General features: G+C 69.5%; 14 protein-coding genes and 3 pseudogenes. 9 read left to right on the top strand and 8 right to left on the bottom strand.

Annotation, left to right across the window (positions count from 1 at the left end; all coding sequences use genetic code 11):
* Window positions 1–123: 123 nt before the first annotated feature.
* The 3 genes and pseudogenes from OG936_RS05145 to OG936_RS05155 all read right to left on the bottom strand — a co-directional run bounded on the left by OG936_RS05145 (window position 124) and on the right by OG936_RS05155 (window position 4,915).
* Complete coding sequence (locus OG936_RS05145) at window positions 124–2,703, bottom strand: DUF262 domain-containing protein (RefSeq protein WP_306104566.1); 2,580 nt, start codon at window positions 2,701–2,703, stop codon at window positions 124–126.
* A gap of 221 nt (window positions 2,704–2,924) precedes the next feature.
* Window positions 2,925–3,149 (bottom strand): hypothetical protein, encoded by a 225-nt coding sequence (locus OG936_RS05150; protein ID WP_306104565.1) that lies wholly within the window; start codon window positions 3,147–3,149, stop codon window positions 2,925–2,927.
* 246 nt (window positions 3,150–3,395) lie between these two features.
* A pseudogene (locus OG936_RS05155) lies at window positions 3,396–4,915 on the bottom strand (TIGR04141 family sporadically distributed protein).
* Between the two features lie 161 nt (window positions 4,916–5,076).
* Between OG936_RS05155 and OG936_RS05160 the strand changes: the two are divergent.
* The 8 genes and pseudogenes from OG936_RS05160 to OG936_RS05195 all read left to right on the top strand — a co-directional run.
* Window positions 5,077–6,075, top strand: a complete 999-nt coding sequence (locus tag OG936_RS05160; RefSeq protein ID WP_306104564.1) for a hypothetical protein — start codon at window positions 5,077–5,079, stop codon at window positions 6,073–6,075.
* A 233-nt stretch (window positions 6,076–6,308) separates the two neighbouring features.
* Window positions 6,309–6,689: a hypothetical protein gene (locus OG936_RS05165; RefSeq protein ID WP_306104563.1), complete on the top strand. Its 381-nt coding sequence runs from the start codon at window positions 6,309–6,311 to the stop codon at window positions 6,687–6,689.
* The gene (locus OG936_RS05170) at window positions 6,683–7,960 is read left to right on the top strand and encodes a ThiF family adenylyltransferase (protein ID WP_306104562.1); all 1,278 of its coding nucleotides are present in this window, start codon (window positions 6,683–6,685) and stop codon (window positions 7,958–7,960) included. Before OG936_RS05165 ends, OG936_RS05170 begins: the two co-directional genes overlap by 7 nt.
* Window positions 7,936–8,442 (top strand): Mov34/MPN/PAD-1 family protein, encoded by a 507-nt coding sequence (locus OG936_RS05175; protein WP_398597106.1) that lies wholly within the window; start codon window positions 7,936–7,938, stop codon window positions 8,440–8,442. The genes OG936_RS05170 and OG936_RS05175 overlap by 25 nt, the downstream gene beginning before the upstream one ends.
* 62 nt (window positions 8,443–8,504) lie before the next feature.
* Window positions 8,505–9,980, top strand: coding sequence for an SAVED domain-containing protein (locus tag OG936_RS05180; protein WP_306104560.1), 1,476 nt, complete (start codon window positions 8,505–8,507; stop codon window positions 9,978–9,980).
* Between the two features lie 534 nt (window positions 9,981–10,514).
* Window positions 10,515–10,754 (top strand): AlpA family transcriptional regulator, encoded by a 240-nt coding sequence (locus OG936_RS05185; RefSeq protein ID WP_306105215.1) that lies wholly within the window; start codon window positions 10,515–10,517, stop codon window positions 10,752–10,754.
* A 139-nt stretch (window positions 10,755–10,893) separates the two neighbouring features.
* The gene (locus OG936_RS05190; RefSeq protein ID WP_406492835.1) at window positions 10,894–12,165 is read left to right on the top strand and encodes a tyrosine-type recombinase/integrase; all 1,272 of its coding nucleotides are present in this window, start codon (window positions 10,894–10,896) and stop codon (window positions 12,163–12,165) included.
* Between the two features lie 89 nt (window positions 12,166–12,254).
* Window positions 12,255–12,377: pseudogene (locus OG936_RS05195) on the top strand (3-hydroxyacyl-CoA dehydrogenase family protein); the annotation flags it as partial.
* Window positions 12,378–12,451: 74 nt separating this feature from the next.
* Here the strand turns inward: OG936_RS05195 and OG936_RS05200 are convergent.
* Both OG936_RS05200 and OG936_RS05205 read right to left on the bottom strand, forming a co-directional pair.
* Complete coding sequence (locus tag OG936_RS05200; protein WP_406492836.1) at window positions 12,452–12,982, bottom strand: NUDIX domain-containing protein; 531 nt, start codon at window positions 12,980–12,982, stop codon at window positions 12,452–12,454.
* 100 nt (window positions 12,983–13,082) lie between these two features.
* Entirely contained in the window at window positions 13,083–14,432 is a 1,350-nt protein-coding gene (locus OG936_RS05205; protein WP_406492838.1) for a transcriptional regulator, read from the bottom strand.
* Between the two features lie 426 nt (window positions 14,433–14,858).
* On the opposite strand from OG936_RS05205, the pseudogene OG936_RS05210 reads away from it, so the two are divergent.
* Window positions 14,859–15,074, top strand: a pseudogene (locus tag OG936_RS05210) (PucR family transcriptional regulator ligand-binding domain-containing protein); the annotation flags it as partial.
* Window positions 15,075–15,422: 348 nt separating this feature from the next.
* Here OG936_RS05210 and pheT read toward each other — a convergent pair.
* The 3 genes from pheT to OG936_RS05225 all read right to left on the bottom strand — a co-directional run bounded on the left by pheT (window position 15,423) and on the right by OG936_RS05225 (window position 20,438).
* A complete protein-coding gene (pheT, locus tag OG936_RS05215; protein WP_406492840.1) occupies window positions 15,423–17,936 on the bottom strand; it encodes a phenylalanine--tRNA ligase subunit beta in 2,514 nt (837 codons plus the stop codon).
* The gene (gene pheS / locus OG936_RS05220; protein ID WP_406492842.1) at window positions 17,936–19,063 is read right to left on the bottom strand and encodes a phenylalanine--tRNA ligase subunit alpha; all 1,128 of its coding nucleotides are present in this window, start codon (window positions 19,061–19,063) and stop codon (window positions 17,936–17,938) included. The genes pheT and pheS overlap by 1 nt, the downstream gene beginning before the upstream one ends.
* Window positions 19,064–19,208: 145 nt before the next feature.
* Window positions 19,209–20,438 carry an ATP-binding protein gene (locus OG936_RS05225; protein WP_406492844.1) on the bottom strand — a complete coding sequence of 410 codons (1,230 nt, stop codon included), beginning with the start codon at window positions 20,436–20,438 and terminating at the stop codon, window positions 19,209–19,211.
* Window positions 20,439–20,563 lie beyond the last annotated feature (125 nt).

Raw genomic sequence — 20,563 nt, forward strand, 5'->3', positions numbered from 1 at the left:
AGCGGGTTCGAGTCCAGGGCCCCGCATGAATGGTCGACGCACAGAGATAGAGCTCCGCATCTCAGCTCGAATACGCGACACCTCAACATGCGAGCCCACCAGTCCCGGGGCCGGATTCAGAGCTCAGGACATGTCCCTGCCGATCCAGCGGTCCCGGAACCAGGTCAGGGTCTCGGCCAGCGCGTCGCGGTTGCCGTCCTTCTCCAGCAAGGCCAACCGGAAGTTGGGACGCAAGTCCAGCTTCCCCTCCGGAATGTCGACGCCGTCCAAGCCGTTGACGCGGCCGAGGAGCTCCGCACGCAGCGGGCGGTCGGTGAAGGGCTCGCGGGTGGCGAGGTACTGGAAGACCACCTCCGCCGAACCACCGCGTCCGCCGCCGGGGTAGAGCACCAGCGGCCAGATCCCGGCGCCGGGGAGACCTGCCGCACCCAGCATCAGGAAGGCGCTGGTGGTGACCTGGCCGGCCCCATAGCCGACCCAGCCGCCCAGCTCCTCCCACCGGGCGAGGAGAGTACGCACCGCGCCCACGGTCTCGGGGGTGTCGTCCGCGGCGAGCTGGCGGAAGAACCGCTCGGCCCGGGTTTCTTCCTCTGGCTCCGCTCCGTCGCGCCCCGCCGCCACCGCGCCCTCCGAAGACTGCTCCTGGTCGGGGTCGGCCAGCAGCAGTGCCAGGTCACTGCTGGTCAGTCGTTGGGCGGGGTCCGCAGCCCCGGTCTGGGTGAAGTGGATGCCGTCGGCGTTCAGTCGCGCCCGTACGTCCTCGCCCTCCGGCTGCGGGCCGGCCCAGCGGAAGCCGTCGGCGATCCGCCCCTCCGCATTGAGGACGCGGTAGGCCTGCACGACGCCTGCGGTCTGGGCGAGGTGGTTGCCCACCGCCTGGGCGCCGGAGCCGATGTACGCGGCGAGGTCGCCGTACGAGGTCCAGGTGCCGTGCGGCAGGGCGGCGAGGACCTGGTGGACGAGCTGCCAGTCGCGGCTCCGCTCGGCTCGGCCCACCCCGCGCAGCGGGGACGGCCAGAGCGCGAGCGCCCGCTCGGCCAACTCGTCGGCACGGGCGCCGATCTCGCGGGCACCCCAGCGGTCGGTGGCGGCGATGCGGCGGTTCATCTCCAGGTGGCTGCTGTGCAGCAGGTCCTGCTTGCGGTCGAAGGGGTGGTTGGAGAGCTCGGAGTTCTGAGCGGTGAGGGTCAGGTTGCCCAGGGTGTGCTGGAGTCGGGCGTGCACGTCCTGTGGGGTCTCGCCGTCGATGGCGTCCTCGGCGAGAACTTGGAGCCAGTCGTCGCCCGCCGACTGCGGCAGGACGTGCTCGATGGAGAGTTTCGCGGCGGCGAAGTCCACAGGCTCGGGGTGGTCGTAGCTCTCCTCCAGCCGCTGGAGGACCAGTTTGCGCTGCTCCGGCCGGCCGTACAGGTAGAAGGGCGCGGTCCTGAACTTCTCGCGCAGTTCGTCGTCGTCGGGCCAGTAGCGGTTGCTGGCGGAGAGGAGCTGGCGCAGGCCGTCGGCGACGGGGACGTCCAGCGGGAGCTGGGCGGGCACCGACTGGAAGATCCGGTTGAGGTTGTTCGGTGGTACGCGACACACGGTGCGGCGTACCAGGAAGCTCTCGATGTACGACAGGGCGCGGGCCGTCTCCGCCGAGTCGGTCTCTCCGCGTTCGCGCCGGTCGAGCAGCAGCATGAGCGCCGGGTACGTGGCGGCGGCCTCCCAGGCGTCGAGTCGGCGAAGGTGGGCACGGACGGCCGGATCGCCTTCCTCGTCGGGGCGGACCACCCTGCGGAAGTGCATGGACCGCCGGTGCAGTTCCTTCACGTACGCCTCGATGTCCGCCTCTCTGACCTCGGTCTGCTCGAAGCGGTGTTGCTGAGCCGCGTACAGGTCCTGGCGGCGGACCCGGTCGTCGCCGTCAAGCACAAGCTGCAGCCACATGAGCTGTTCGAGCTCTTTGTTGCTCAGGCTGGCCTGGAGCGGCAGCCAGTACGTCTCGTATACCAGTTCGCCACGGGTCGGCAGCCGCATGAAGAGGTAGTTGCGCAACAGGTCGGCCTGGCTGAGCTTGAGGCCGGTGTTGTTGAGGGACTCGAAGATGCGGTGAACGTTGTCACCGGCCTCGGCGGTCACCGCAACCAGGGTGAGCCGGGAGGTGATCGCCTGCTCGATCCGGAGGACGTCCTGCGGGTCGACGGGGTCCTCCGCCTCGACGAGCTTGCGGCGGAAGAAGCGGTAGGCGACCGACACGTTGTCCCCCGCCGCCTGCCACTCGTGGGTGCCGCGGATGTGCGCGGCGTAGTGCGGCCGGTCGGCCTGGGTGGGCAGGAGGCGGAACCGGTCGTTCTCGTTCTTCCGCTTGTTGATCAGGTATTCCTCGTCGATCCGCTCGGCCTCGTCCGGCCGGCTCTGGGCGAGGTGGTCCCGGATGGCGGCGAGTGCGAGGGAGATCGTGGTCAACCGCTGCTGGCCGTCGACCACCAGCCAGCGAGGGAACGTCGCCTCGTTCTGCGGGGACGGGGCCAGCACCACGGAGCCGAGGAAGTGCGCGCTCGCTTTCTCCCTGGTCTCCAGCAGGTCCACCTGATCGAGGATGTCGCTCCACAGCTGAGCCAGTTGTTTCTCTGTCCAGGAGTACGTCCGCTGGTAGAGCGGCACCTGGAACTGTTGAGCCCGCCCCTGCACGAGGTCGGCGAACAGCGTCTCTTTGGCCTGCACAGTGGTTCCCGCTCCCCTTGGATTCCCTCGACCCCGCACCCATACGCCCCGCACAATGGTGCCTGGAGGACCGACAATAGGGCGTGCCACCAACGCTCTTCCGCAAAACGATCGAGATCGGGCAACGAGACGTGGGAGCGGCGACGAGCAGGGCTCGGGCGTCGTGGTCGCGCGATAGGTCGGTCCCCGGCTCTGCGCTGGAAGGGACGGGGGATGGTCCGTCAGCGCCCTCCCTGCTGGGCGCGGCGCCGGGCCGAAGGCGCGGGCGCCGGTTGCGGGAGCTCGGGGTTGTCCTTCATCAAGTCCAGCAGCCGGAATGCGCGTTCGCTGGTCTCGCGGGATGCGCACAGCGCGGCCAGGAGCAAGACTCCGACAGTGGCCAGTCGGGCGGTGAACAGCACCGCGTCCATGTCGGTGTCCACTGCGTGCTGGTCTGTGGTCTTCATCGGCGTTCTTCCTCTCATTGAGCCGACGCCCGGCACGCCGGGCTTACGGGCTCAGGGTCTACGGTCGTCGAGCGTGAAGGGCCTCGCCGAGGCCGCGATCACTCCGTCCGGCTACGGTTCCGCTGGGGATCCCGGGGCCTATGCAGGGAGCTGCAAGAGGCCGGTCTGTGGTTCTTGCAACGGCGGGCTGTCACCTTCCGCCAGGGCGCGGTCTGCCGTCGGGTAGATCCCCGGGGCACTGCCTACCTACGCGGCGTCGGCAAGACCGCCGTCAGCGGCCGACCCGGCCGCGCTGATGCCCACGACCTCAAGCGAGACGCCGCGCGCGGCCAGCGCCTTCGCGGTCTGAGCGAGGGTGATCTGGGAGAAACCGAAGAGGGAATCAGGGGTGAGTTTCGCTCCGGTCTTCAGGTGGATGGCGAGGACGAGGCGCTTGGGGAGGAAGTCGTCGGGCAGCGTGCGCCGGCCGTCGCTCGCGGTGCGAACGCGCTGGGCGAAGTGCGCGCGGGCGACCGCGGAGTCGTACAGAACCTCGACGGCTACCCGGGCCTGGTTGTAGAGGTGGCTGAGGGCACCGGAGCCACGGGCCTGCTTGACGAGGACGAGCGTGTCGTCCTGCGTGAGGAAGTCGCAGATCTCGATCTGGTCGCTGGACTTCGCCGGGTTGGGAATGGTCTTGCAGTCGAGCACGACCCAGTCTTCCCAACCGACGGTCCGGGCCGTCTTCTTGTTGTAGGGCGTCTCCGACATTCCGCGAGGCCAGGCCGGCAGGACGACAGAAGGAACGGGAGCGAACAGCCGCTGCACCTCGGTGTGGAGGGAGGCGAGGTACGAGGCCCCGAACTCGTACCACTCGCCGTCCAGCAGGCAGAACACGTGGGAGCCGAGGGAGACGGTGGCCTCGATCCAGCGCAGGGTTCCGACGGTGGCGATCACGTCGTCCGGCGCGCTCCGCCTGCGGCGCTCCCGAAGGAGCTTGACGGTGCCGGACTTGAGGGCTTCGAGGCGGCTCCCGGAGGGGAGATACCGGACGCGGCCGAGCACGTAGCCGAGGTCGAACGCGTCCGACTCGAAGCTCCCGTCGCTGTTGATCCGCGTGCGGTAGGTGGCGGCCTCCGCGTCGTTGCGCAGGTGGTCGAAGGGCACGGTCTCGGCGATACGGCCGTCGGCGGGCAGGCCAAGCTGGTCGTCCAGCGCCGCTCGAGCTCGGTGAGGACGGTCACGTCCTTGACCGGGATGATGTGCTCGACGAACTCGAGGTCCTGATGCGGCAGGCGTTCGGTGCAGGTGCAGGCGCGGGCGAGCTGGCGGATGTCGGAGACCAGGTCCGCCGGCTCGACTCCAAGGGGCAGGCGCAGTCCGCAGCCGCCCAGCACAGTGAATCCTCCGGCCCTGCCCTTGAGGGTCCGCGTGAGCGGGGCGTCGTTGAGGTAGCCGCCGAGACTGCGCACGATCCGGGTGTGGTCGCCGAGGCCGAGCGTGGGCACGGGAGCACCGTTGGGAACAAGGGAGATGTCCGTACGAGCCTGACCGAGAATTCCGGAGACGGCACCGCGGACGAGGGTCGGGTCGATCTCCCGGATCGCGAAGGACAGGCCGAACCGCTTGTCCTTGAGCCGCTCGGGGATGAGCCGGTACCCCTGGTCACAGCCGATGGCGTACACCTGGCCGTCGACGGCGAGCAGCAGCAAGGCGGCGGTGCGACGTACAGCCTCGGGCCCGTGTGACCTCTCCGCGTGAGGGATGTCCGGCACCCCCGCAAGCACGTCACGTCCCGCAAGAGCTTCTCCGCGGAGCGTTGTCAGTGGCGGCGTCTACGCTGGCTGACAGCTGCCCGATGCCTCCCGAACACGGACGAAGCCTGCCCCACCAGGCGGCCGAACTCGGTGTGGAACCAGGGCCGGACACGCAAGATCGAGGAGGCACCATGCGGATCGACGAAGCGTTTGACGAGTTCCAGAGAAGTGTCAACGAGGACGTGGGCCAGACCCGGCTCGCCCGGGAGCGGCGCGATCTGTTCAAGAGGGCGCTGATCAGCGAGCCCGATGTCACCGAGGCGTTCGGCTCGGGTTCGCTCCGCCGCAGCACTCAGCTCAAGCCGATCAACGACGTCGACATCATCGCCGTCTACGACACCACCCAGCACCCCGACTGGGGTACTGCCGGTCTCAGCGCCGAGGACGCCCTGGACCACGCCCGTGGCCAGGTCAACCGGCTGCTGGGCAAGACCAACGGCAGCCACGGCAACGAAGTCCGGCTGGCGCTGCCGAGGAACCACGCGGTCAAGTGCTTCCTCGACGACCCCGACGACGAGAACGGCTTCACCGTCGACGTGATGCCGGCTCTCCGCCAGGCCGACGGCACCCTCCTCATCCCCGAGAAGCTCACCCAGAACTGGGTGCCCGCCGACCCGGAACACCTGATCGACCTCGTGGCCGATCGCCAGCGAGACTGGGAGCACTTCCGCCCACTGGTCCGCGTCCTGAAGCAGTGGCGCCACGACGTCGCCGTCACAGGACGGATCAAGTCGCTCGTCATCGAAGTCCTCGCTCTCGACTGCATGCCAACATCCGGTAACCGGCCCAGCGCACTGCGCGCCTTCTTCACCGCCTCGGCAGCACGCGTCAACGAGCGCGTGAAGGACCCGGCCGAGCTGTGCGGTGAGATCCAACCCGACCTCGACTACGACGGTCTGCAGGCCGCCCTTGCCGACGCCGCCGAGCTCGCCGACCGGGCGTGCGCGGCCGCCGCAGCTGGTGAGACCGATCAGGCCCTGCGACTGTGGCAGGAGATCCTGGGCGATTCCTTCCCCGCTCCCGCCGCGCCGACCAAGCCCGCGAACCCAGTGACCGGGGCCCCGGCCCTGATCACTGGCACGCCCGCGCTCATCACTCCTCGGCCGATCAAAGACGCCCCCCAGGGATGACGACCGCCCCCGGCCCTCAGCGGTCCTCTCAGCCGGCCCCCGTCACGTGGTGGGCTTGTGAGCCACACCGTTTCGAGCGGGACCAGCGCGAGATCACCACCGCCTTCCCCGACCTTGCCTACGACGGCGATGGTGCCGGGAGCTGGCACGGCACGCTGCCTCTGTGGCCGTTCAACCGGCCCCAGCCCGCACACCTCACCGATTGGACAGGAAGCACAGGGCTCCATGTAGTGATGGCCTACCGGCAGGCCTATCCCATGGTGCCGCCGTACATCTGGCCTCTCGACCCGGTTCCCGAGCCGGCCGAGTGGACGCAGTCACGCTGGCATGTCAACGGCGACCGCACCCTGTGTCTCCTGCGCGCCGACGCACTGTGGACGGGCCGCGAATCTGTCGTCGACCTGCTCTTGAAGGCCGCAGGGTGGAAAGTGGAGTACGCGCTGATGAAGCACGAGGCCATCACGCAGATGTCCGACTGCGGCATCGTCGAGGACGACCGCTTCGACCACCTCCTCACCCGGCCGCCCGCCGCTGGGCCTGCCCACGCCAGCCTGACGGCCCCGCCCGACACAGCACCGGACCACTCGGACGCCGGGGGTGGACCCTTGTGCTGATCCTCGTCCCTCACCACGCCGCAGCCACCATCCGCCAGGCCGGCCCCTGGGGCGGGATGACGCTGCGCGGCAACCACGAGGACCTGGCCGTCATCCGGGGAGTCTCCACCCGCGACGGCGCGACCTTCCCCGTCAACACCTCGCCAGGCCAGAACCTGATCGCGGCCACCGGCGACGTACGCGCTTCCGGATACTGGTACCGCGTGGCCCCTGTACTGCACGTCTACTGGCGCCAGGTGAGCGGCCGACTGGGTACACGGGTGCCTCTGTCCGTATTCCAGGAGCACCTCACCAGCGGCTACAAGAAGCCCGGCACCACCCCGTACCTGGCTCTGACCTACGCGCCCAACCTCACAGATGCCTTCCCCGACCACAACGCGCCCGACATCGTCGCCTGGCGTGTCGGGCGCGACGGCGCGTACCCCCTCAACTGTCTCGTCGAGCCGTCGACCACCGGCATCAGCCAAATCCAGGACCACTGGCCCGTCAGGGACCTCCAAACAGCACATGTCATGCTCGTCGGCGCCGGCAGCATCGGATCCGCCACCGCGCACGCTCTCGCCGGCTACGGCATCGGACACCTCACCCTCGTCGACCCCGACCGGCTCTCCTGGCACAACCTCGTACGCCACACCACCAGTCGCCGCCACGTCGGCCGCTCCAAAGTCACAGCTCTCGCCGAGGAACTCACCGACCTCCGCCCGGACACCACAGTCACCCCTTTGGTCCTCGACGTCATCGACGACGCCGACCGGATCAGAACGCTGCTTCCTCAAAGCGACCTTGTCCTCTGCACGGCCGACGGCGTTGCCGCCCGCCGCGTCACCGGACACCTCGCCCGCCGCGCAGGAATCCCCGCTGTCATGGCCTGCGTCCTGCAGGACGGCGCCCTGGGCGAAATCCTGCGGCTGAGACCCTGGCCCCAGCACGGATGCCTCACCTGCAGGCGCCAGGCACTCGCCGAGCACGGCGGCATCGACCCCGAACCCGCTCTCGACGCCGGATACGGCACCGGCACACGACACCGGCCGATGACCGCGGTCGGTCCCGACCTCCACCTCGTCGCCCATCTCGCAGCCAAGACCGCCATCGCCACGCTCCTGGAACGCCTCGGGCACCCCGACCAGCGGCTGCCCGGCGAACACGGCCTCATCAGCCTGCGCCGGCAGCCCGACTGCGCACCACCCTTCGACCTCAACCGAACCGGCGAAACCCGGTGGCTCCCCGCCACACCACCACGCCCCGGATGCCCCACCTGCGAAACCCCATGACCCCGCGCCCCGTCACCGCTGTACACCTCACCCAGGAGGCCCTGCGCGTCATCACTGACGAACTTCGAACCGCCGACAGAACCAGGGAAACCGGAGGCATCCTGCTGGGACACCACGTCCACGACACGGTGACCGTCCAGCACGCCGGAACCCCCGGACCCGAAGCGATTCAAACCCCCACCTACTTCCTTCGCGACCTGGCCCACGCCCAGACCCTGGCCGACCAGGCATACGCCCAGGACCACAGCGTCTGGATCGGCGAATGGCACACCCACCCCACCAGCCGCCCCGTCCCCAGCCCTCGCGACGCAACTACCTACCACCAACTCCTCAACGACCCCGAACTTGCCTTCCACAGCTTCATCGCCGTCATCCTCGGCCCCCGAGGACCGCACCGGGACATGGCCGCCTGGACCTGCCACAACAACACGATCACCCAGGTCGCCGTGCACGACCTGCCGCGTCAGCCGCGGCATCGGTAACGGCCGAACGACGGCCCGATTCTCACAGCAGCCTCCACACCCCTCGCCCCCGGAGAGTGACCATGGAACCCCTGCCCGCGCCGAGCCCCACCAGCGTCAGAATCACCGGCGACCACTACCAGTGGCTCATCGCCTGGACCGGCTGCCTCACTCTCCTGCGCGAAAACGCCATTCACACCGCCAACCCCGTCGTCTCCGTCGGCGTCGAAGCCGACGACGCAGGCAACCTCGACGACGTCGTCCTGCTACGCCGTACCCCGCCCCACACATACGCCCAGGTCAAATACACCGTCAGCAACACCACACCCGTCAACGAGGACTACCTCACCAAACCGAGCCCCACCGGCGGCCCATCGATCCTGAAGAAGATCGCCACGACATGGCGCACTCTCACCGCCGACGGCACCGATGCCGACCTTGCGATCATCACCAACCGGGCCCCAGACCCCAACGACCCCCTCATCGCCGTGCGGGACGCCCGCACTCAGCTCCTCCTGCCCAAGGCGGCTCATGGAACCGCACGCGCGGAAACTGGCAAGGCACGAACTCGCTGGGCCCAGAACGCCGGCCTGAGCGAGAGCGAACTCCACGATCTCCTCTCCCGCCTGCGCTTCGACCTGTCCCGAGAACTACAGCACGTACAGGAGCAGTTGCAGCTCCTGATGGCCGTCTGCGGTCTCCGCAACGACAGGCACGCCGTCGACGAGGGCGCCAACTGGGTCGCCCAGCAGGTCCGCGACGGCCACCGCACCCTCACCCTCGACATGGTCAAGACAGCCGTCGAAAGTCTCGACCTCAAGACGGGGCCCGCTTATGCGATCCTCTCGATCGCCACCCTCAAACCCGACCCGATCGCCTCCGAAGCCGACCACACCATCAACTGGATCGACCGGTTCGAAACCGACTCCGCATACACCAAACGCCGCCCGCTCGCACCAGCCACCTGGGCACAACTCCAGGACGACATCGAGGCAGCCCCCGCCCGCCTGCCCGGCCGCACCAACATCTCCGTGTCAGGAAGCCTCCGCCTCGCCCCCGCCTTCCTGACCGGCACGGCCTTCCGCATGGTCACCGGAGCAGACCTCGCCGTTCTCCAGCGCGGAGACCTATGGTCCACCCGTGACACCTACGACACCGAATGCGACCCCGCCGTCAAGGAATACGACATCGGTCAAGGCGAAGACCTCGCCGTCGGCGTCAACGTCACGGTCAAGGAACAACACTTCACCCAGGACGTCCTCGAATACCTCGAAGGACAGAACATCCCCGCATCCAGACTTCTCATCCTCACACCACCAGCCGGACCCAAGGACCGCTCGGTCCTCGATAGCCCCGCCGCCAACGCCCTCGCTGTCGGAGTCCGCGATGCCCTGCGCCGTCCCAGCCACGCAACTTCCCGGATCCACCTCTTCCTCGCCTGCCCCATGGGACTCGCCCTCCTCCTCGGCCACCGCTGGAACCGGCTGCGCCCCACCGTGGTGTACGAAGACGTCAGCACGGCACAGGTATATGAGCCAGCCTTCTTCGTTCAAGCCTGACTGCACGACGGGGCAGCAAAGCGGCACCAGCTCCACTGCCGGACGCCTGGGTGTTGATCATCAGTAGTTACAGCAGTTCATGACGTCGTCGGGGCTCGGTGTCCTCGCCGCTTCTGACACGGAGACGTGCACGCTGTCCTGGCAACTGTTCCTGCCTGATAGCTGGGACGGGCCGAAGCCTCCGAGAGGCGGGCCCGGTGCCGAGGCTCCGATCAATAGCATCACCGGTCGAAGTAGCAGCTCACGCTGGACATGCTCGACGAACTCGGGGCGGGCAGCCTGCGGCACACGGTACTGGTCGCGGACACCGGTTACGGGGCGAACGCTGACGGCGCTCGCCGGGGTCCAGACGCAGCGGTGCTGGGCGGGACTTTGCTCGGCGCCTGGGCACGGCATGTGAACGTTGCCGAACCAGAAATACGAGACCCTCGCCTATCACGCCAGCGCGGTTCTCCCAAATCGCGACTCGTCAGGGACTCTTGCAAACGTCGATTCGACAGGCAGGAGCACACCATGGACGAGAGTAAGGCCCGAATGCCCGAAATAGCATTCCTCACGTTGGACAAGGCCGCGGCGTATCTCGGTATCTCTCCCAACACCCTTTACGTGTGGCGCCATCGCCGGCAAGGGCCGCCCAGCTTCCAGATGGGCCGACGCGTGATGTACAGGATCTCCACGCTTGACGAATGGGTGGACCGACAGGAAAGGGCGGACTCGCGATCGAATCCTGCCTTGAATCCACTGAACCGCAAGCCCTCGCGTCGCACATCGTGACGTCCACAGCAGCACAGAGCATCGACACCAACCCGACATCAATTCCACCTGCCACAGCGGGATATGACCTGTCGCGAAGAAGCGTTCCCAACACCGTCAAGCACCCGGAACGCATCATTCGCACAGGCAGGAGGCCCCCATGGCGGGCTACATCGAGGATCGTTGGCTCAAGAAGAGGCCGGACAAGACGACCGGCAAGCGAGAGCGCACTTCCATCTGGGGGAAGGGAAAGCGGTACCGTGTCAAGGGCATTCCTGGTATCCAGGACAGGTCCTTCGACACAAGCGAAGATGCCAAGCGCTGGCTCGCTGAGGCGCAGACAGACTCCAGCAGGGGCGACTTCGTCGACCCACGGAGTGGTGCCATCTTGCTCGCCGATTACATCGCCGACCACTGGTGGCCCAGCCGAACGGATGAACCGTCAACTGCGGGTCCCATGCGGAGCCGGATCTGGAACCACCTGATTCCCTTGCTCGGCTCGTATCCTCTGCGCGAGATCGACGCCTCGGCCCTTCGCCGGTTCAAGGCCGACTTGCTCTCTCGAGTCGAGGAGTCTTCCGCCGAGATCATATGGATACACCTCACCACCATCCTGAATGCCGCGGTTGATGACAAGCGCCTGCTGAAGAGCCCCGTCGCTGTCCACCGATCGATCAAACGGCCCAAGCCGGTCGGCACGAAGGCGAAGGCGTGGTCTCAAACCACAGTCGACGCGGTGCGGAACGGAATACAGGAGCGGTATCGGATCGCCGTTGACCTCGGGCTCGCACTCGGAGTTCGTCAAGGTGAGGTACTCGGGCTCGCAGAAGAGGACTTCGACTTCGGGGCGGATGTGGTCCACATACGGCGCCAGCTCCGCTGGGACGGGAAGGGACGGCCCTACTTCTGCCTGCCCAAGGGCCGCAAGACCCGTGATGTTCCCCTTCCGCCGAACCTCGCCCGCCGCGTTCGGCTCCACTTCCAGCTCTTCCCGCCGGTCGAGTGCACCCTGCCGTGGCGTAATCCTGAGACGCCGGCGACCGAGTTGGAAGAGCGTCAGCGCAAGCCGATCACCGTGCGACTCGTGCTGAGCACCTCCCACGGGCTTCGGATCAATCCCGGGACTTGGAACGAGCGCAGCTGGAAGCCCGCTCTCGTAGCCGCAGGGGTTCTGCGCCAGATTGGCGAGAAGGCGGAGAGTTACGGTTCCCGCGTCCGCCTCCACCCCGTCTACGAGCGCTCACGGCCGGACATGTTCCACGTCCTGCGCCACACCTTCGCGAGTGTGCAGTTGGAGGCCGGCGAGTCCATCGTGAGCGTGGCGACCTGGTTGGGGCACTCCTCCCCGAAGGTCACGCTCGACTACTACGCTCACTTCATGCCGGGCGCAGGCAAGCGCGGACTGGCCGCGATGGATACGTGGCTCGTGTGATGCGGGATCGAAAGTCCCCGAGAAGTCCCTGGCGCCGTCAAAGCCACCACACAACTGAAGAAACCGCAGGTCACAGGGCTACGCACAACGCCGCCCAGTTGTACGCGGAGTTCAAAGAGCCGCTGTACGCCGCTCCCCCGCTGCTCCAGCGGATGGTGGACGCGGGCCGGCTCGGCCGCAAGACCGGCTCGGGCTTCTACCCGTACTCCTGATCCGTTCTCTCGTGCCCGTACGGGGCCGGGCGGGGCATTGCCCCCGGCCGGTCCCGTACGCACTCGCGGGCTTCTCACCCCAGCCTTGAGTGATGGAGCATCATCAGCCCGGCCACCATGCCGGCGGCCGGGACCTCGCCGCGGGCGATCATGTCGGGCACCAGTTTGAGCGGTATCCACTCGCGGCGCGAGGACTCGAAGTCGTCGCTGGGGTGGCCGGTCCAGGTGGCCTCCTCCGACCAGTAGAAGTGGTGCCGGGCGTCGGTGAGCCCGTTCGACGGCTCCACGGTCAGCAGCGGACGCAGCGGGCCGGGGCGCCAGCCGGTCTCCTCCTCCATCTCCCGGGCCGCGGCGGCCGCGATGTCCTCGCCGTCCTCGACGACGCCCGCGGCGAGCTCCCAGCCCCAACTGTCGGTGATGAACCGGTGCCGCCACAGCAGCAGCACCTCGTCGGCATCGTTGACGACGGTGGCCGCCGCGACGGGGCGGAGCCGGATCAGGTAGTGGTCGAGATGGCGGCCGTCGGGGACGACCACATCCGCCAGATTGACCCGGAACCAGCGGTTCTCATACACAGTTTGTTCGTTCAGGTTCGCCCATTGCACAGTTGTGCCACCTTCCGACAGAGTAGGTGGCAACATCGCAGCAGGCGTAGGACCGGAGGGGAACGTACCGGCACCGGTGGGTTCGCCCGCGCGTGGGTACTCACAGCGGTACGCGCAACGCCCCGTCGATCAGTTCGGCGGCCCGCCCCGCCTCGGCGCAGCCACTCGCGATCAGGCCGTCGCGCACCGCGCGCAGCCGGTCGCGCAGCCGCTGCGACTCCATGCCCCGGGCCCGCTCGGCCATTTCCACGGCGGTGGCCGCCGCCCGGTCCGCCTCGCCCTGGCGCAGCTCGACATGGGTCAGCATGGCGAGCCGGTGCACTCTGCCCCGGTCGTGCGCCGGGGTCCGTACGGCCGCCGCCGCGTGTTCCCTGGCCCCGGGCAGATCGCCGAGGCCGAGCAGCGCCTCGGCCACCTGCACATCGACCAGGCCCGGCTGGACGTACCCCGTCTCGTCCGGTTCCTCGCCCGGACGGATGCGTTCCGCCTCCGACTCGGCGCGCCGGATGCAGTCCAGGGCGCTGCCCGCGTCGCCGAGGTGGGTGTACGCCTTGGCCTGCATCGCGTACAGATCGGTGGCCAGCGCGGGAGTGATGTGGCCACCGGCGGCCCGCAGCGCCGCCTGCGCGAAGGCCACTGACTGCCGGTACTCGGCGAGGCACAGCGACTGGTTGACCAGCAGGGCGATCACATAGCCGCCAAACCCCCGGTCCCCGCTCGCCTTGGCCAGCCGCAGCGCCTGGTGGAAGTAGCGCTGGGCGAGCCCGTGCGCGTCGGAGTCGTAGGCGCAGATGCCCGCGACGGCCACCAGCCCTCCTGTCGCCCGGTGCAGTTGGCGCCCCGTCGCATCGCTGTAGGCGCCACGCAGCAGCGGGGCGGTCTCCGCGTTGAGGAAGCCGACGATGCGGGACCGGGTCGCGATTCCGCCTGCCCTGCGGTACATGAGTTCGTAGTGGGCACGGGCCGCGCGCAGGGTCACTATGTCGGCCGCGCCGACCCGGGTGGTGCCGCTGCGGGAGACATCGAGGTCCTCGGGCGGGTTCTCCCATTCCCAGACGGGCATCACCGCCGTGGTCCCCGTGACGGCGGCCGAGGCGAGTGTGTGCGGGCGCTGCTGTGCGTCGGAGCGCCACAGCGCGGTGGCCCGCTCGACGAATCCGCCGAGTGTGGACGCGGGCCCACCCGCACCGGCGCCCGGAGCCGCCATGCCGATGTCGTCCAGTGAAAGAGGCCTGTTCAGCCGGTTCCCGAGGACTTCGCAGACCAGGTCCGGCACCTGGCCACGAGGGCGTTGCCCCTTCAACCAGCGGGCCACCGCGGTGTGTTCGTACCGCAGGCACAGTCCGCGGGAGCGGCCGATCCGGTTGATGTGCGCGGCGAGGCCGGCCCGGGAGACGCCCGCCTCCTCGATCAGGGCCGCCAGCAGAACGTTGGGCTCCGTTGCCCCCATGTGCCCCTCCGGTGGTTCGGCACGCCGAGGCGTGTCGCACCAGTGGAGCACGATTCACACGGGGTGTGAACGTAATGCCCGAACCGTCCCGCCGCGCGCTCTGGCAGGCCGGGGCCCGGGTCGGTTGAATCAGTCGTCTCGCAAGAGGCGGCCGGGTCGTCTGCTCCCCCTCGTACAGCCGACGACCCGCACCCGCGTCGTCCGTTACCGCCGGCCTGCCCGACACTCCGCGGCGGCGCGGACGGCGCCGGATCGCACGGCCCACTGCCCACGGATCGGAGGGTGGCTGCGGGGTCGGCACGGAGCCGGGTTCCCCCGGGCCGGGCCGGGGCCCGCGTGCGGTCCTCGCCGTTCGGCGAGCACGGGAGGGGCGCGTCCGGTGACCGGATGCGCCCCTCCCCACTTCGCGGCCGGCAGACGTGACCAGTGGCCGCCGTCGAACTGGACGATCCGGTCCCGTTCCTGCGCGGTGCTGAGCTGGTTCCGACCACCGGCCTGCGCCGGCGTACCCGCCGGGAGTGGGACCGGCTGGTACGTGACCTGGTCGCCGTGCCCGTCGCGGCGTTCCGCATCGGGATCGGGCTGGTGCACGACCGGGTGCCGGCGGGGTTGCGGGACGCCGCCGAACGGCACGGGCTCGCGCTGTTGACGTCCCCGGTGGAGATCCCGTTCGTCCAGATCAGCCGGTGGACGGCGGATCAGATCTTCGCCGAGCAGTACGCGCGGACCCGGCTGATGATCCGCCTCCAGGGCGAGATCATGGGAGCGCTGCTCGCGGGCCGCGGCCTGCGTCATCTCGTCGCCGTACTGGCCCGGCATCCGACCGCCGAGGTCGCCATCCTCGACACGGCGGGCACGGTGCTGGAGCAGCACCCGTCGGCCGCGCGCCGGCGGGCGGAGCCGTGTCGTCCCCGACGGGCTCGATACGTCATCGAACGCGCCGGGCGGGCCGGAGATCCGGCCCGCCCGGCGGTCGAGGACGAAGGCGCCTCACGCGCCCCGCAGCACCGCGCCCGTCCGCTCGGCGGCGAGCGCCACCGCGGCGTCGCGCGCGGCCGAGGCCTCGTCGACGGTCAGCGTGCGGTCCGCAGCGCGGAAGCGCAGCGCGTACGCCAGGGACTTGCGGCCCGCACCGATCTGGTCGCCGGTGAAGACGTCGAACAGCCGCAGCGATTCGAGGAGTTCACCCGCGCCCTCGCGCAGCGCCCGCTCCACCTCGGCGGCGGGGACGTTCTCCGCGACGATCAGCGCGACGTCCTGGGTCGCCACCGGGAAGGCGGAGATCCGGGGCGCCTGGAGCGCGCCGTCGGCAGCCTGCTCCAGGAGGTCGAGTTCGACCTCCATGGCACAGGTGCGCTCCGGCAGGTGGAGCTCCTTGATGACGCGCGGGTGCAGCTCACCGGCGTGCCCGAAGAGGGTCTCCGTGCCGTTCACCGTGACGTACAGCGCGGCGCAGCGGCCCGGGTGCCACGGCGCGTGCTGGTCGCTGCGGACGGTCACCTCGACACCCGCCTCGCGGGCGATCGTCCGGGCGGCCTCGATGGAGTCCGCCCAGTCGGCCGGGCGGCCCTTGCCCCACCAGCCGGCCTGCTCGCGGGCGCCCGCGAGGACGACCGCGGCGCGGCGCGGCTGGCGCGGCAGCGTGGCGTCGAGCCCGGCGATCTCCTCGTCGGTGGGACGGCGGTCGACGGGCAGCCGTACGGCCTTCGTCTCCGTACCGGTCGGCCGGAAGACCAGGCCGGTCTCGAAGAGAGCGAGGTCGTGGCTGCCGCGGCCGTCGTTGCGCCGCAGTGCGCCGAGCAGGCCCGGCAGCAGCGTGGTGCGCAGCGCCGGCTCCTCGTCGGAGAGCGGGTTCACGAGCTCGACCGTACGGCGGCGGGCGTCGTCGGTGTCGAACCCGAGCTGGTCGAGCACGGCGGCACCGATGAACGGGTAGTTCAGCGCCTCGACGTAGCCGGCTCCGGCGAGCGCCCGGCCGATCCTGCGGTGCAGCCGCTGGCGGTCGGTGAGCCCGCGGCCGGACGGCGGCGTCGGGAGGGTGGACGGGAGGTTCTCGTACCCCTCGAGACGGATGACCTCTTCGGCGAGGTCGTTCGGCTCGCTGAGGTCCGGGCGCCAGGACGGCACGGTGACGATCAGCTCGTCCTGCCCGTAGACGTCGCAGCCGACCTGCTGGAGGCGGCGTACGACGGTCTCGCGGCCGTAGCCGACCCCGGCCACCCGGTCGGGGTGGTCCGCCGGCATGGCGATGGTGCGGGGCGCGGACGGGGCGCTGACCTCGGTGGCGCCGGCCTCGGCGGTGCCGCCGGCGAGCAGCACCAGCAGGTCGACGGTGCGCTGCGCGGCGGCAGCCGCGGCCTGCGGGTCGGAGCCGCGCTCGAAGCGCTTGGACGCCTCGGAGGTCAGCTTGTGGCGGCGCGCGGTCCGGGCGATCGAGATCGCGTCGAAGTGCGCGGCCTCGATGACGACCTCGGTGGTGCTGTGCGTACCGTCCTGGACGTCCGCGATCTCGGTGTTGGCGCCGCCCATGACACCCGCGAGGCCGATCGGCCCGCGGTTGTCGGTGATGACCAGGTCCTCGGCGTCCAGGACGCGGGCCGTGCCGTCGAGGGTGGTGAGCTTCTCGCCCTGCTGGGCGCGGCGCACCCCGATCGGCCCGTCGAGGCGGGTGCGGTCGTAGGCGTGCAGCGGCTGGCCGAGCTCCAGCATCACGTAGTTGGTGACGTCGACGGCGAGCGAGATGGGGCGCATCCCGGCCTTCTGCAGCCTGCGCTGCAGCCAGATCGGGGAGCGCGCCTCGGGCTGGAGGCCGACGACGGTGCGCGCGGTGAACTTGTCGCAGCCGATCGGGTCGGCGATCTTGACCGGGTAGCCGAACGCGTTCGGCGCGGGTACGTCCAGGAGCGCCGGGTCGCGCAGCGGCAGCCCGTACGCGATGGCGGTCTCGCGGGCGACGCCGCGCATGGACAGGCAGTAGCCGCGGTCCGGCGTGACGGCGATGTCGAGGACCTCGTCGACGAGCTGGAGGAGCTCGATCGCGTCGGCGGAGACCTCGTGCTCCGGGGGCAGCACGATGATGCCGTGCGTGCCGTCGTCGCCCATGCCGAGCTCGTCGGTGGAGCAGATCATGCCGTGCGAGGTCTTGCCGTACGTCTTGCGCGCGGCGATCGCGAAGTCGCCGGGCAGGACGGCGCCCGGGAGGACCACGACGACCTTGTCGCCGACGGAGAAGTTACGGGCTCCGCAGACGATCTCCTGCGGCTCACCGGTGCCGTTGGCGTGGCCGACGTCGACGGTGCAGAAGCGGATGGGCTTCTTGAAGCCCTCCAGCTCCTCGATGGTCAGTACCTGTCCGACGACCAGCGGGCCCTTGAGGCCGGCGCCGATCTGCTCGACGGTCTCGACCTCCAGACCCACGGCGACGAGCTTGGCCTGTACGTCACGGCCGGTCTCCGTCGCCGGCAGGTCGACGTACTCCCGCAGCCAGGAAAGCGGGACGCGCATCAGATCTCCATCCCGAACGGCCGGGTGAACCGGACGTCACCCTCGACCATGTCTCGCATGTCTTCGACGTTGTGGCGGAACATCAGCATCCGTTCGATGCCGAACCCGAAGGCGAATCCGCTGTACTTCTGGGGGTCGACACCGCAGGCGATGAGCACCTTGGGGTTGACCATGCCGCAGCCGCCGAGCTCGATCCAGCCCTCGCTGCCGCAGGTGCGGCAGGGGCGGTCCGGGTTGCCGACGGACGCGCCGCGGCAGACGTAGCAGACCATGTCCATCTCGGCGGACGGCTCGGTGAACGGGAAGAAGTTCGGCCTCAGCCGGGTCTTCATGTCCGGGCCGAAGAGCGCCTGGACCATGTGGTCGAGGGTGCCCTTGAGGTCGGCCATGGTGAGGCCCTCGTCGACGGCGAGCAGCTCGATCTGGTGGAAGACCGGGGTGTGCGTCGCGTCGAGCTCGTCGGTGCGGTACACGCGGCCGGGGCAGACGACGTAGACGGGGGGCTCGCGGTCGAGCAGGGTGCGAGCCTGGACCGGCGAGGTGTGCGTACGCAGCACGACACCGGACTCGTCGCTCTCGACACCGTCGGCGCCCCGGACGAAGAAGGTGTCCTGCATCTGCCGGGCCGGGTGGTCGGGCACGAAGTTCAGGGCGTCGAAGTTGAACCACTCGGCCTCGACCTCGGGGCCCTCGGCGACCTCGTAGCCCATGGCCACGAAGACGTCCGCGACGCGCTCCATGAAGGTCGTCAGCGGGTGACGGGCGCCGGCCGGGACGCGGTCGTAGGGCAGCGTGACGTCCACCGCCTCCTCGACCAGGACGCGGGCGTCCCGCTCGGCCTCCAGCTCCGCCTGACGGGCGGCGAGGGCCTTGCTCACGGCGCCGCGGGCCTGGCCCACGCGCTTGCCCGCCTCGGCCTTGGCCTGCGGCGGCAGTGCGCCGATCTCCCGGTTGGCGAGCGACAGGGGCGAGGTACCACCGGTGTGCGCGGTCTTCGCCTGGGCGAGCGCGTCGAGGTCACCGGCGGCGGCGAAGGCGGCGAACGCCTCGTCCCGCATGCGCTCGATCTCTTCCGGTTTCAGTGCCTCGACCTCGACTGGGTCGTACGACTTGTTCGGTGCCGACATCTCTTCCCGTGCTTCCGATTGGCTGATACTGCGCTTACCGGGGAATGCCCCGGACCCCCATGGCCCCGATCGACGACTGGAGGACGCAAAGGTGCCAAAGGTCGAGTCTAAGGGCCACAGGATGTGTGGGAGGCCCGTGGGCCGCTCAGACCAGGTAGGCCGGCGCGCTCACGGGCAGAATAAATCGGAATTCCGCGCCGCCTCCAGGGCCGCGGCCGACGGTGATCGTGCCGCCGTGCGCCTCGACGATGCCCTTGACGATGTAGAGGCCCAGGCCGGTGCCGCCGCGCTTGCTCCCCCGCCAGAAGCGGGTGAAGACACGGCCCATCGACTCCTCGGGGATGCCGGGGCCTTCGTCGCTCACGGTGACGGCCGTTCCCTTCTCGTCGCTCTTCGCGGGTACGGATGCGGGTGCGACTTCAATGGTGACGGTTCCCTCGCCGTGGCGCACCGCGTTTTCCAGCAGGTTGCCGAGCACCTGGTCGACCTTGTCCGGGTCGGCCCAGACCGCGGGCAGCGGCTGGCAGGTGCGGACGAGGAAGCGGTCGGGGGTCTGGCCGTTCGCGGTGAGGGTCTGGATGTGACGTTCGACGGCGGCGGAGAGGTCCACGGGCTGCCGGCGCAGCTCCAGCCTCCCGGAGTCGATCCGGGAGATGTCGAGCAGTTCGGCGATGAGCCGGGTGACGCGGCCCGCGTCGGCGTCGACGGTCTCCAGCATCAGGCGCTTCTGGTCATCGGTGAACCGTGCCCACTTGGCGAGGAGGGTCGCGGTGAAGCCCTTGACGGAGGTCAGCGGGGAGCGCAGCTCGTGGGCGACCGTGGCGATCAGCTCGGCGTGGCTGCGTTCGGTGCGGCGCCGGGCCTCGGTGCCGCGCAACGAGATCACCACCCGGCGTACGGGACCGGTCGGGTGCTCGCGTACATACCGTGCGGAGACCAGGACCTCGCGGCCGCCGGGCAGCAGCAGATTGCGCTCGGGCTGGCCGACCCGGATGGCGAGGCCGCCGTACGGATCGGTCAGCGCCCACCAGCGGCGGCCCTTGAGGTCCTCCAGCGGCAGGACGTGCTCCAGGGGGCGGCCGAGAGCGGCGGCCCGGGGCATGGCGGTGATCCGGGCGGCGGCGGAGTTGAAGCAGATGACCCGGCCGGTCTCGTCGGCGATGACCAGGCCGTCGGGGAGGTCGTCGGGATCGACGGTGGCGTCGACGGCTCCGGTGTCCCGACTTCGGATGTCCCGGCCGTCGATGTCCCGGCCGTACGGATGCGCGCCGTCGGGGTCCTGACCGTCGGCGGGTTCGTCCGCCGGGCCGGGGCCGTCACAGGCGCGCACCGCGGCCGTGCGTGTCCCGCGCGGCATGCCCATGCCGACAGCCATATCCCGTACCCCACCTCTCGAACCGGTGTAGTGGGCCCCCGAGTTCGTCACCCTACTAGTCGTCGGTGACGGAGCGACACCCTGCGGGGGCGCACTCACACGGTGCGCCGTCGGTGGAGTACGTA

The organism is Streptomyces sp. NBC_00846, assembly GCF_045207325.1.
Taxonomy (GTDB): Bacteria; Actinomycetota; Actinomycetes; order Streptomycetales; family Streptomycetaceae; genus Streptomyces.

What these genes read in the sequence shown, in the direction of transcription:
- OG936_RS05180 (WP_306104560.1), top strand. Translation starts at nt 8,505, where the DNA reads ATGGAACCCCTGCCCGCGCCGAGCCCCACCAGCGTCAGAATCACCGGC.
- OG936_RS05175 (WP_398597106.1), top strand. Translation starts at nt 7,936, where the DNA reads ATGCCCCACCTGCGAAACCCCATGACCCCGCGCCCCGTCACCGCTGTA.
- OG936_RS05205 (WP_406492838.1), bottom strand. Translation starts at nt 14,432, where the DNA reads ATGGGGGCAACGGAGCCCAACGTTCTGCTGGCGGCCCTGATCGAGGAG.
- pheS (WP_406492842.1), bottom strand. Translation starts at nt 19,063, where the DNA reads ATGTCGGCACCGAACAAGTCGTACGACCCAGTCGAGGTCGAGGCACTG.
- OG936_RS05165 (WP_306104563.1), top strand. Translation starts at nt 6,309, where the DNA reads ATGGCCTACCGGCAGGCCTATCCCATGGTGCCGCCGTACATCTGGCCT.
- OG936_RS05225 (WP_406492844.1), bottom strand. Translation starts at nt 20,438, where the DNA reads ATGGCTGTCGGCATGGGCATGCCGCGCGGGACACGCACGGCCGCGGTG.
- OG936_RS05160 (WP_306104564.1), top strand. Translation starts at nt 5,077, where the DNA reads ATGCGGATCGACGAAGCGTTTGACGAGTTCCAGAGAAGTGTCAACGAG.
- pheT (WP_406492840.1), bottom strand. Translation starts at nt 17,936, where the DNA reads ATGCGCGTCCCGCTTTCCTGGCTGCGGGAGTACGTCGACCTGCCGGCG.
- OG936_RS05150 (WP_306104565.1), bottom strand. Translation starts at nt 3,149, where the DNA reads ATGAAGACCACAGACCAGCACGCAGTGGACACCGACATGGACGCGGTG.
- OG936_RS05190 (WP_406492835.1), top strand. Translation starts at nt 10,894, where the DNA reads ATGGCGGGCTACATCGAGGATCGTTGGCTCAAGAAGAGGCCGGACAAG.
- OG936_RS05185 (WP_306105215.1), top strand. Translation starts at nt 10,515, where the DNA reads ATGCCCGAAATAGCATTCCTCACGTTGGACAAGGCCGCGGCGTATCTC.